Consider the following 12592-nt stretch of genomic DNA (forward strand, 5'->3'; position numbering starts at 1 on the left):
ACTAACAGTGATGTCTACAAAGTTAAATAAGCGCTAATTCGACCATGGCGGCACGAATTTCATCTTTGGTACCTTGGGTCAGTTCAATCACAGGTAAACGGCACTCAGGTTCACACAAGCCTAATAATGACACGGCATACTTAACACCTGCTGGGCTTGTTTCTTTAAACATTAAGTTATGTAGCGTAATCAAACGATCTTGCAGTTCTCTCGCTTCTACATATTTACCCGCAAACGTTAATTCCTGCACTTCTGCATACAGTTTTGGCGCCACATTAGCAGACACCGAAATTAAGCCATTACCACCAGACACATTATAAGCGACCGTTGTGCAATCATCGCCAGATAGGAAAGAGAAGTCACCTTTAATCAATTGACGCTCTAACCAAGGGCGCGACAGATCCCCCGTTGCATCTTTAATACCGACAACATTTTCCAATTCCGCCATACGTGCTAACGTTTCTGGTTGGATATCAACAATTGCACGGCCTGGAATGTTATAAACAATAATAGGTAAGTCATTGTTATCATTAATTGCTTTAAAATGTTGATATAAACCTTCCTGGCAAGGTCGGTTGTAATAACCCGCAACATGCAAAGTTGCAATAGCACCAGCAGCTTGTGCATGATTAGATAACATGATCGCGTCGGTTGGATTATTTGAACCCGCGCCGGCAATAACCGGTAAACGACCAGCCGCTTGGCTCACCACGATATCCAGGATCTGGCAATGCTCTTCTAATGACAGCGTTGGGCATTCACCCGTTGTGCCTACTGCAACAATACCATGCGTACCCTGCTCGACATGCCAGTCAACGAGGTTACGTAATGCTGGTTCATCAATTTTATTATTTTTAAACGGGGTAACCAAAGCAACAATTGAGCCTTTAAGTAATTTTTTCATTGCTGATTTATCGGTGACCGTTGAGTTAACACTCATAGAAGCTCCATTTCGGTTATAAAAAAACCTCGATTACATAAATTGCGGTCGAGGTTTCTATAGGGATTTATATGTTCTCGAATCACATGCTACGTGGGCTTTAATTTGCCTTGTTTATCTTGTTTTCGTTTTAAATTAAGCATGTGGTATTCTCATTTTGATGAAAAAAACATTCAAACGTTTATTATTTATCGTTTAATAATTCTTCATTCACCGCAAAATGTCAAGCAGGATAATGCATAAGAAAAATCAAACCTGACTAGCCTTCGAAGTAAAGCGATACCCAGCAACGTCTGGATGGACAATCAGCACACCGAAAGGAGAGGATATTGAAGTAGTTTGGGTATATACTCTCCGGCCAAATCTTCGACCAAATTAAGTAAAGAGTCCAGACCCATGATCAGCAATAGCTATACCCCAGCAAGTCAATTACTCGAACGTAATACAGCACATTTTGAAGATAAAGACCTGTTGATTGCGGGTTACATTGAAGATACATACCCTACTGAATTAGCTAAAATAGCGAAAAAAGTAACGTTATTCAGCTACGATTACTCTGCTAAACTACATTATGACAATGTCAGCAATATTGATAATCATTGCTCTACAGAATATCAAGCAGTTAAAAAACACCAAGTCGCTTTGATTTATATGTCAAAATCAAAAGCTGAGGTAGCATACCTATTAGCCAACATTACAGAGCATCTTGAAGATGACGCTATGATCTTCATGGTTGGTGAAAATAATGCAGGTATTCGCAGTGCCAATAAATTCTTTGCCCCGTATGGCGATATTTGTAACAAACTCGATGCAGCACGTCGTAGCTCACTGTTTGTAACTCAATTAAATAAACCTGTCGCTAAATTTGTGCAAGATGATTGGATCACGACATTCCCAATGACAGTGAAAGGGATCGAGCTAACCGTATGTACATTACCGGGGGTATTTAGCCACGGTAAACTAGATACAGGCAGTAATATTCTACTTAATAACCTACATAAAAAACCATCAGGTCGTGTGCTTGATCTGGGTTGTGGTGCGGGTATTATCGGTAGTTATATCGCGAAACGTTTCCCTGCAAGTAACGTTGAAATGACAGATGTTAGCGCGCTTGCTGTTAAATCAAGTCAATTAACATTAGCGGCGAATGAATTAGCGGGTAAAGCTTACCTTTCTGATGTGTATTCTGATATTAGTGGTAAGTTTGATTATATTATTTCAAACCCACCGTTCCATGCTGGTTTAAAAACGCACTACGCAAGCACTGAAACATTCTTAAAAGAAGCCAATAGTTACATCAACCCACGCGGCCATTTAGTCTTAGTGGCAAATAGCTTCCTTAAATACCCAGAAATTATCGAAGCAAGTTTTGGGCATTGCTTACTACAAATAAAATCATCTAAATTCGCTGTGTATTACGCTAATAAATAAGTCCGCGAATAAATAGTTACGCTAATAACGCATTGCGTTCATAAATAGCATAAATAAAAACGCCCATCACAATGCGATTGTGATGGGCGTTTTTATTATGAACCTTCAATTCAGCTAAGGTATCTTTAATTAAGCGTCTCTTGCTTCTGCAGATAGCTCGTCAATACGTTTTTTCATAATCGCGTGTACGTCCGTTGATAATTTTCTTACCGAACGACGTTCTAATCCCACCGTTGGAATCGGTGCCATGATCTCAATAATCACTTCGCCATTATCCCAGCGGTTTAATTTGATTTTGTTATGCGTATTTGAGCAACACACTGGCACAATCGGTACTTCCGCTTGAATTGCAGTGTGGAATGCGCCAGTTTTAAACGGTAATAAACCACGGCCACGGCTACGCGTACCTTCGGCAAACATCCAAATACTCAAGTGACCTTTACGAATACGATCCGCTACCGCAGAAATAGTACCGACCGCTTTACTTTTGTTATTACGGTCAATCAAAATATTACCCGATAACCAATACACAAAACCAAAAATAGGCACCCAAACTAAGCTTTTCTTACCGACTGATACTGTCCCAGGTTGTACTGCAGCAGTCATGGTCATCAAATCAAAATTATTTTGATGGTTGCCAACAAATACATACGGACCACCATCATTCAAATCTGCAGGTTTCCGTACAATCAGCTTAACGCCCATAAGTCGTGCCAAACGAGAGAAGTTTCGCGCCACACATGCCACGTGTTTTGGATTTCTAGGTTGTAAGCTAAAGCGCAATACACTCATGATCAATAAATAGATCATAAATAGCATGACCAAGACTAAACGACTAATGAATAACATTTGTAACCCTCTTATAACATGGCACTGAGTATACCGAGCCGATACTCAGTGTACAAGCGTTAGCTGAATCATTCATCCACGATGTCTAACGTATCAACACGCTGTAATCCACGTGGTAACTTAAACCCACGACGTCCACGTTCACCTTTATAGTGTTCTAAATCAGCGGGTTTTAACGTTAATTTACGCTTACCAGCATAAAGCGTTACCGATTGCCCATCGGGAACTATCGTCAACATTTGTACAAATTCTTCACGACTTTTTACGCGTGCTGACGGAATATTCATTAACTTATTCCCTTTACCTTTCGATAATAGCGGTAATGATGATAGAGGGAAAATCAACATCCGCCCTTCGTTAGAAATAATTAAACATTGATCCGTCGTTATATCTGTCACTGCTTGTGGTTCAATCACCAAACCGCCAATAGGCAAGGTTAATAACGCTTTACCGTTTTTATTACGACTCACCATGTCACTAAACTTACCAATGAAACCATAACCTGCATCAGAACTCAGTAAGAACTGTTGGTTATCTTCAGCCATGATAGCGTGGGCAAAGGTTTTCCCGGCTGCTAACGTAAAGCGGGTCGTTAATGGTTCTCCCTGACTACGCGCAGATGGTAATGTGTGTGCATCAAGTGCAAACGAACGACCACTTGAATCAATAAATACCGCAGGACAGTTACTGCGTCCTTCTGCGGCATCTTTATAACCATCACTGGCTTTATAGCTGAGTCCTTTAGCATCCACATCATGACCCTTGGCACAACGTGCCCAACCTTGTTGTGATAACACCACCGTCACGGCTTCATTTGGCATTAATTCTTTTTCGGTTAACGCTTTCGCTTCTTTACGCTCGATGATCGGTGAACGACGTTCATCACCAAATTTCTCTGCATCTGCGATTAACTCTTTTTTCACTAATGTCGCTAAACGGCGATCTGAACTTAATAGTTGTTCAAGCTTGTGACGTTCGGTATTTAACTCACCTTGTTCGCCACGAATACGCATTTCTTCTAGTTTCGCTAAGTGGCGTAATTTTAGTTCTAATACCGCTTCTGCTTGTTTAACCGATAAATCAAAGCGACTAATTAATTCCGTTTTTGGATCATCATAATTACGAATAATATCAATTACTTCATCGATATTTAAGAATGCAATCAATAAACCATCAAGCATGTGCAAACGTGAAAGTACTTTATCCAAGCGGAATTGCAGACGGCGACGCACCGTGCTGTGGCGGAATACCAACCATTCAGATAATATTTTCTTTAAGCCTTTAACTTGTGGTTTCTCATTCAAACCGATCATATTTAAGTTAACGCGGAAGTTTTTCTCAAGATCAGTACTGGCAAATAAATGCGCCATTAACTGCTCGATATCAATACGGTTAGAGCGAGGAATAATGACGAGACGTGTTGGGTTTTCATGATCCGATTCATCACGTAAGTCTGCCACCATCGGCAACTTCTTAGCCTGCATTTGCGCCGCGATTTGTTCTAAAATTTTACCACCAGACACTTGATGAGGCAGCGCGCTAATCACGATATCGCCACTTTCAATGCTGAATACCGCACGCATTTTAATGCTACCCTTACCAGTTTCGTAGATCTTAGCGATATCTTTTTCTGGGGTGATAATTTCTGCTTCAGTCGGGTAATCGGGACCTTTCACATACGCCATCAATTCTGACAGTTCAGCTTTTGGATTATCAATCAAATGCAAGCATGCATTCGTCACTTCACGCACGTTATGTGGTGGAATATCAGTTGCCATACCAACCGCAATACCCGTTACTCCATTGAGTAAGATATGCGGTAAACGTGCCGGTAATAATTGAGGCTCTTTCATCGTGCCATCAAAGTTAGGTGACCAGTCAACGGTACCTAACCCGACTTCACCGAGTAATACTTCCGCAAACTTAGATAATTTAGCTTCGGTATAACGCATTGCCGCAAATGATTTCGGATCATCCGGTGCACCCCAGTTCCCCTGACCATCGACTAATGGATAACGATAAGAGAAAGGTTGCGCCATAAGCACCATGGCTTCATAACAAGCACTATCGCCATGCGGATGGTACTTACCGAGTACGTCACCAACAGTACGTGCTGATTTCTTATATTTAGCCCCTGCGTGTAACCCCAGTTCTGACATGGCGTAAGTAATACGTCGTTGTACTGGCTTTAACCCGTCACCAATATGAGGCAAGGCACGATCCATAATCACATACATGGAATAATTCAAATATGCTTGCTCAGTAAATTCCCTTAGCGGTTGCTCTTCGACACCCTCTAAGCTCATATCAATAACGTCAGTCATCAAGATTCCTGTTATTTAGAATAAAGTAAAAATTTCACATTCAAAGGCGAAAACAACATATGCTATTTTTCAGCATTTATACTATGATAAAACGCGCAATAAAATTATCTTAGATAATAACAAAAAATTGTATTGTTTAGTGCCGTTATAGATAGTTATTTCAACTATAACGCGCCAATATTGTGATTATCTAAAGTGATTTAATTAGCTCAAAATCCGATTAAAAACAAAAATGACAGGAAATTAATCATGGGGAGCAGTGCATTATATTCTCTTATCGAAAAAACTAAATTATTATTTCCATCATTGACAACACGCGTGAATGCGTTACGTAGTACATATCAGACCCTACCCAGAGTTCACCGAAAATTACTGCCCATCTTATCACTGGCAGTAATCGTGTTACTCATTATTCCAATATCAGATGACGCGACGAATAGTGAAGATACGAGCAACGAACGCAAGTCAATCGAACTAACGATCACAGCGACACAAAATGTAGCAAATAAAGCGGGCCTAGGACAGAGTCAAACCTCTGATTCCCCGCCACCAGTACAAATTAAAGTGCTCGATCCTGAAAATATCGACGGAGAATGGCGCGCGCATGTCATTCGCAAAGGCGATTCTGTTTACCGGATTTTTCGTCAGTATGATATTCCCTCTGCTGTACTCCATGATTTGATCGCATTGCGCACACCAGCGCGATACATTACGCAAGTGAAACCGGGACAGATCATGTCATTTTATATCTCGACGGCTGGCAAGCTAATACAGCTTCGCATTAGTGATGTAGATAGTGAGGCTGTGCTATTTTCGTTACGCGAAGATGGCAGTTATATTTATCAGTAACATCCTATATAGATAATAAAAGAACAGGGTAACTCAAGCACACACTTGATTACGCCTGATTCTTCTACACTTTCCTCTTAATCCTCTGGCACTCGCGCTGAATTCAGTCTTAGCTCGGTTCAATTTTAGCAATATAATAATTAACAGAAATAGCGGCTGAGATTAACCCCATGCCAATAGCAGTCATGAACAACAACATTACCTCGCTAAAAACTAATCCTTCAATCGTAAATTCAGTGTTATATAACTGAGCAAGATTAAGGACAGTATCTTCCATCCAATACACCATAAATATAGTCACTAACCAAGCTAGAATCCCTCCGATAGCACCATACCAAAATCCGGTATATAAAAATGGCCGTTGCACAAATGCATTCGTGGCACCCACCAATTTTAATACTTCAATTTCGGCTCGATTAGATAAGATGTTTAACCGTATGGTATTACCGGTAATTAATAACACTGAACTTAATAATAGTACTGATACCACTAATACCGCGTCACTGAAGATCGAGATAATACCTTCTAGGCGTGCTAACCACATAATATCCAACTTGCCTTGTTGAACTTCGGGTTCGCGCTCTAACTTCGCTAATAGCTCTTGAGCGGCAATTGAGGTGCGGTAATAAGGTTTAGGAGTCACCACTACAACAGCAGGTAATGGGTTATGATCTAATAGTGTCAATGCCGAAACTAACCCAGAAGAACGCTTAAATTCTTCCATGCCTTGTTCTTTGGAAATGTACTCAAAAGTATCGACTTCTTTGTAAGTTTTTAACCGATGCAATAAATTTTTATAACGCGATTCAGGTAAATTTTTCTTCAAAAATAGATTTATATCGGTCGGGCTCGTCCAGCCTTCACTGACTGTTTGACTATTTTTTAATACGACGTACAAGGTGCTCGGCAAGGCTAAACTGACGCCAAGTACCAGCATCGTCATTAAGGATGCGATGGGCGTGCGCCACACATCAGTCAAACTCGATATGGCTTGGTGAATATGCTGTTGGCAACGAATTTGGATACGTTTAATAAATGATGCATCAGGTCGGTTGGATTGCTTATTCATGTTAGATCCCTTGTAACTCGTCATTACACATCTCACCACGCCTAATACGTAAGGTGCGATAGCGCATTTTAGCAATCAAGCCCAAATCATGAGTCGCTATCAATACCGAAGTGCCAGTGCGATTGAACTCTTCAAACAGCTTGATAATTTCCATTGATAATTGCGGATCCAAATTACCAGTAGGTTCATCGGCTAACAACAATTTAGGACGAGAAATAATAGCACGGGCAATACCCACACGTTGTTGCTCACCACCAGAAAGCATGGGCGGATAACATTTAGCTTTATTGTATAGACCTACTTTATCTAATGCCGCCAACACTCTATTTTTAACTTGTTTGGCAGTATAACCTTTGATAATCAGGGGCAATGCAACATTGTCAAACACGGTTCGATCGACTAATAAGCGATGTTCTTGAAAAATAATACCAATATCTCGGCGTAAAAAGGGGATCTCAGATTTGCTAATTTTAGTGACATTACGACCATTTAAGGTGATCTCACCAGCGGTTGGCCGTTCTAACATGCTGATTAGTTTTAATAAGGTACTTTTACCGGCACCCGATGGACCCGTTAAAAAAGCCATTTCACCTTTTTCAAGATGAAAATTTACCTTTTGTAGTGCACTAAGGCTGCCTGGATAAACTTTAGATACATTATCAAACCGAATCATGATGACCGTGTCCTTGGTATGTTTTGTATGAACATTAGAATAATGAAACCAAATACTCATCGTATGAACGATGAGTATTTGGTTAGCATATGATTAACTACACCTGCTATAAACCTTATTATTTTTGTCCTTCAGTACTAAAGAGTGCATCAATAAACTCTTCAGAATTAAAGGTACGTAAATCATCAATACCTTCACCAATACCGATAAAGCGAATTGGGATCTGGAATTTATCTGCTACCGCAAAGATAACACCACCTTTCGCAGTACCATCTAACTTAGTTAAAGTAATGCCAGTAAGACCTACGGCTTCTTTAAATAGTTCCGCTTGGCTTAAGGCATTTTGACCAGTACCAGCATCAATCGTTAACATAATCTCGTGCGGCGCAGTCGCGTCGTGTTTTTTCATAACCCGCACAACTTTCTTCAGCTCTTCCATTAGATGCGCTTTGTTTTGCAAACGACCAGCGGTATCCGCGATCAGTACATCTACGTCTTTTGCAGTTGCCGATTGCATGGCATCAAATAGTACCGAAGCACTATCCGCACCAGTATGTTGTGCAACAACAGGGATGCCGTTACGATCACCCCATACTTGTAATTGCTCAACCGCTGCGGCACGGAATGTATCACCTGCCGCTAGCATCACAGATTTACCTTCGCCTTGGAATTTCTTCGCCATTTTACCGATAGTCGTGGTTTTACCCACACCATTAACACCGACCATTAAGATCACGTGTGGTTTGTTGTTACTGTCGATTTCTAACGGCTGCTCAACTTTTTGCAACATTTCCGCCATATCTTTTTTCAAGATATCGTACAAGGCTTCAGCATTTTTTAATTCTTTACGCGAGGCTTGCTGCGTTAAGTTATCAATGATGCGAGTCGTTGTCGCGACACCAAGATCGGCAATCAATAGCAGCTCTTCAAGTTCTTCGAATAACTCATCATCGATATGCTTACCGCGGAAGAAGTTTTTAAAACCACTACCGATATTACCTTTAGTACGTGATAAACCACGTTTTAAGCGGGTAAAGAATTTATCTTTTGGTTCTTCATCAACCACATCATCTGCGCGATCATCAATAACACCGGGAACTTCAGTTACAGGCGCACTTTCAGTGTCGACAACAGGAGCTGTCTCGATAACCGTTGCCGTTGTTTGAACCTCATCTGTAATCTCAATAGCCGCTGGCGTAGCGACAATGTCTGTTACTTGTTCATCGATTTCGTCTATCGTTTGTTGCGGTTGCGCCTCGGCTTGTTCAGTGTCCTGTTTTAATTGTTTCTTTTTACCAAACTGGTACCACTTTGGAGCGTCAACATCCACACTGTCAGTCTCTGTCGTTTCAGCGCTAGCCGCGTCAATAACACGTTCTTCAGCGTTATCAATAGTCGCAGTTTCTACCACCTCAACCTCTGTTTCAGTTATCGCAGTATTGTTAACTTGAGCGCTGTCAGTTTGAATACTGTCAATTACGTTATCCTGTTGAATATCGTCATTATTTACTAACACTTCATTTTCATGTGTGTCTTCTGCTTCTTTTTTACCGAAGCCAAACCAATTTTTCATGCCTTTCTTTGCCATTTTCGGAAAACCTTACTTTCAGCAGCATTGACCTGCTACAATGACTCAATATCGATATAATTAAACTTCACCTACAAGTGACAGTGTGATCCGGTATCAGCCCGAGCACTGAAACTTGCATTTCTAAGTTGCTTGAGTATATTACCATTATTCTGTCCAGACAAAGAATTACTATGGCAAAATCTAGCAGCAAACAACAAAATCAACGTCCTTCTGGACAAATTCGGATCATCAGTGGCCAATGGCGCGGTCGAAAACTCCCCGTTAAAGATGTTATTGGTCTACGGCCCACCACAGACAGGGTGAAAGAAACCGTGTTTAACTGGTTATCACCTTATGTCCGTGACAGCCATTGCTTGGATCTTTTTGCTGGAAGTGGTGGATTAATCTTTGAAGCCTTATCCCGCTATGCTGAAACGGGTCTACTGTTTGAAAAAGACGCTGACGCGGCGGCACAGTTACAACAAAACATTAATTTGTTAAAAGCAGAGAATGCCCAGTTAGTACGTGGTGATACACTGCAGTTATTAACCAAGGTACCAGCACAGCGCTACGACCTCGTGTTTATTGACCCGCCTTTTCGTCAAGCTTTGTTGGAAGAGTGTTGTGCTAAGCTGGAAGAAAACAATTGGTTAAGTGCCGATGCAGTGATTTATATCGAGCGCGAAAAAGAACTTAATCAAGTTAAGCTACCAGCTAATTGGACAATATTAAAAGAAAAACAAGCGGGACAAGTTTGTTTTGAATTGTATCAGCGTCAACAATAACGACCAGTAACCGTGAATAAATATTAACTCGCGGTTAACCTACCGTTAGCTGTCGATACTGGCGTGGTGATATACCCACCAGCTTTTTAAAGTAGCGCCCCATGTGGCTTTGGTTAGCAAAGCCACACTGCAACGCAATATCAGCCATACTAGCCTGCCCAGTACGTATACTTAACTTCGCTTGCTCTATCCGAATAGCTAACAAATACGCTTGGGGTGTTTGCGCCATGCTTTGTTTAAACATCCGGCAAAAATGATATTCACTCAGTTGTGCAAGTTCAGCTAACTCAGCAAGATAGATCTGACGATTAAAATTAGCCTGCATGTAATCACATACTAAGACTGCAACCTTTGGCGACAAGCCCCCTTTTACCGGTGCGGTAAGTTTAGTGATGCCCATATTCTGCAACATTGACACTAAAATTGTGTTCGTCACTTGTTCCATAGCAAGGTGATTATCACCATTAAACCAATCGCTGGTTGCCATACAATGACGAAACAAAGCTTCGGTTGCCGCATCATCGGTAAAGGTTAATTCCGGCAGTTGTAACATACGCGGATCAATATCAAACACTTTCAAGGCTAATTGCTTAAGATAATCATCACTGAAATATAAGTGCATGAATTGCTGCGTTTGCCCCAGTTGCCAATGGCTTTCAGAATCTTTCGGCATTAAACAAAATTTACCAGGCGCACCAAATCCCGAGTCAACATCGGTACGATGGGTTTCATAACCACCAGACATGTACAGACTCAAAGTATGCTGCTTATTATTCACATAATATAAGCGGTCATGTTCATTTTGATAATGCGCCCACGACAGTGCATCCGTTAATGACGTTTGTCGTAAACAGATCTTACTGGGCGATTGTTCAAAGCTAGTTGCACTGGCCTCAAGTTGAGGTAAGACAATATCCAGCTGGTCCATTGTTGGCTTTATTAAAGGCATAACAAAATACTACCATTAATGTCAGATTGCTCAACTGATACCGTGATCATGCTAATAATTAAACCGCAATATTGTGTTAGTTTTACCGACATCGTGATATTTCCAACATCAGAATACTTTCATAATGCAGACTAATTAATTGTGGGCGTAATAAAGAAGGATCCGCTATGTCAGCACTACTCTATGTTTCAATGATATTTATTTGGGGTTTTTCGTGGATATCAATCAAGTGGCAACACGGTGATGTGCCAATGGAAGTCTCAATCTTTTACCGCTTTGCAATTGCGGCAGCGGTCATGTTTGTTGTCGGTAAACTTTGGGGCAAACTACAACCCGTAAAACGTAAAGACCATGCTTTTTTGGCATTGCAAGGCGTGTGTTTATTCTGTTGTAATTTCCTCGCCTTTTACAGTGCGACTTTGTATATTCCCAGTGGCTTAGTTGCGGTATTTATGGCTAGCGCCCCGGTATTCAATGCCTTTCACAGTAAGCTGTTTTACAAAACCCAAACCAATGCTAATTTCTGGTTAGGTGCCATACTTGGGCTTGCTGGTATTAGCTTGTTGTTTGCAGGTGATTTACTGCAAACAGATTGGTCACAAGATACTTTGTACGGTCTGTTATTTGCCCTACTTGGCACTTGGTGTTTCTCGATTGGCAATATGCTGAGTATACGTAATACCAAGAATAATGTGCAGCCCTTCACCGCCACCAGCTATGCCATGGTTTATGGCTGCGTTGCCTTATTATTGATTATTTTAGTCCGTGGAATCTCGTTTGAATTTACGATGTCGACACAATATATCGGCAGCTTATTGTATCTGGCCATTCCGGCATCGGTACTTGGTTTTACGTTTTACCTTATCTTGGTAGATCGTTTAGGTGCCAGTAACGCCGCGTATATTTTAGTTATCACTCCGGTTGTAGCCTTGAGTGTTTCTGCGGTATTTGAAGATTATCATTGGACGCTGTATTCAACGCTGGGACTGGTATTTGTGATATTAGGCAATGTATTGACCCAATGTAAGACTCCCTTGCTGGCACGCACTAAAGTGCAGCTATTACAGGTGCGTTAATAAGTATAGCTACGTGTATGATTGATAATGAGATATAAAAATGCCCGTATAGTTAATTAACTATACGGGCATTTTTT

General features: G+C 41.0%; 11 protein-coding genes. 4 read left to right on the forward strand and 7 right to left on the reverse strand.

Annotated features, from left to right (window positions below):
• Positions 1–22 precede the first annotated feature (22 nt).
• Positions 23–940: a 4-hydroxy-tetrahydrodipicolinate synthase gene (gene dapA, locus AKG98_RS11315; RefSeq protein WP_067045763.1), complete on the reverse strand. Its 918-nt coding sequence runs from the start codon at positions 938–940 to the stop codon at positions 23–25.
• A gap of 396 nt (positions 941–1336) precedes the next feature.
• Here dapA and rsmC point away from each other — a divergent pair, with 396 nt between their 5' ends.
• The gene (gene rsmC, locus AKG98_RS11320) at positions 1337–2371 is read left to right on the forward strand and encodes a 16S rRNA (guanine(1207)-N(2))-methyltransferase RsmC (protein WP_067045765.1); all 1035 of its coding nucleotides are present in this window, start codon (positions 1337–1339) and stop codon (positions 2369–2371) included.
• A 129-nt stretch (positions 2372–2500) separates the two neighbouring features.
• Here the strand turns inward: rsmC and AKG98_RS11325 are convergent, their stop codons facing one another.
• Positions 2501–3220 carry a 1-acylglycerol-3-phosphate O-acyltransferase gene (locus tag AKG98_RS11325; RefSeq protein ID WP_067045767.1) on the reverse strand — a complete coding sequence of 240 codons (720 nt, stop codon included), beginning with the start codon at positions 3218–3220 and terminating at the stop codon, positions 2501–2503.
• A 68-nt stretch (positions 3221–3288) separates the two neighbouring features.
• Positions 3289–5544, reverse strand: a complete 2256-nt coding sequence (parC, locus tag AKG98_RS11330) for a DNA topoisomerase IV subunit A (protein ID WP_067045769.1) — start codon at positions 5542–5544, stop codon at positions 3289–3291.
• A gap of 249 nt (positions 5545–5793) precedes the next feature.
• Here parC and AKG98_RS11335 point away from each other — a divergent pair, with 249 nt between their 5' ends.
• Positions 5794–6393, forward strand: a complete 600-nt coding sequence (locus AKG98_RS11335) for a LysM-like peptidoglycan-binding domain-containing protein (RefSeq protein WP_067045771.1) — start codon at positions 5794–5796, stop codon at positions 6391–6393.
• A 109-nt stretch (positions 6394–6502) separates the two neighbouring features.
• On the opposite strand, the gene ftsX is transcribed toward AKG98_RS11335, so the two are convergent.
• From ftsX to ftsY, 3 genes are all read right to left on the reverse strand, one after another.
• Positions 6503–7462 (reverse strand): permease-like cell division protein FtsX, encoded by a 960-nt coding sequence (ftsX, locus tag AKG98_RS11340; RefSeq protein ID WP_067045772.1) that lies wholly within the window; start codon positions 7460–7462, stop codon positions 6503–6505.
• A 1-nt stretch (position 7463) separates the two neighbouring features.
• Positions 7464–8135 carry a cell division ATP-binding protein FtsE gene (gene ftsE / locus AKG98_RS11345; RefSeq protein ID WP_067045774.1) on the reverse strand — a complete coding sequence of 224 codons (672 nt, stop codon included), beginning with the start codon at positions 8133–8135 and terminating at the stop codon, positions 7464–7466.
• 118 nt (positions 8136–8253) lie between these two features.
• Positions 8254–9723 carry a signal recognition particle-docking protein FtsY gene (gene ftsY / locus AKG98_RS11350; protein ID WP_067045776.1) on the reverse strand — a complete coding sequence of 490 codons (1470 nt, stop codon included), beginning with the start codon at positions 9721–9723 and terminating at the stop codon, positions 8254–8256.
• A 173-nt stretch (positions 9724–9896) separates the two neighbouring features.
• Between ftsY and rsmD the strand changes: the two genes are divergently transcribed.
• The gene (gene rsmD / locus AKG98_RS11355) at positions 9897–10490 is read left to right on the forward strand and encodes a 16S rRNA (guanine(966)-N(2))-methyltransferase RsmD (protein ID WP_067045778.1); all 594 of its coding nucleotides are present in this window, start codon (positions 9897–9899) and stop codon (positions 10488–10490) included.
• 34 nt (positions 10491–10524) lie between these two features.
• Here rsmD and AKG98_RS11360 read toward each other — a convergent pair whose 3' ends face one another.
• Entirely contained in the window at positions 10525–11439 is a 915-nt protein-coding gene (locus AKG98_RS11360) for a helix-turn-helix domain-containing protein (protein WP_067045780.1), read from the reverse strand.
• A 167-nt stretch (positions 11440–11606) separates the two neighbouring features.
• On the opposite strand from AKG98_RS11360, the gene AKG98_RS11365 reads away from it, so the two are divergent.
• On the forward strand, positions 11607–12515 hold the full coding sequence (locus AKG98_RS11365) for a DMT family transporter (protein WP_067045782.1): 909 nt from the start codon (positions 11607–11609) through the stop codon (positions 12513–12515).
• The last annotated feature ends 77 nt before the right edge of the window (positions 12516–12592 follow it).

The organism is Moritella sp. JT01, assembly GCF_001574435.1.
Lineage (GTDB): Bacteria > Pseudomonadota > Gammaproteobacteria > Enterobacterales > Moritellaceae > Moritella.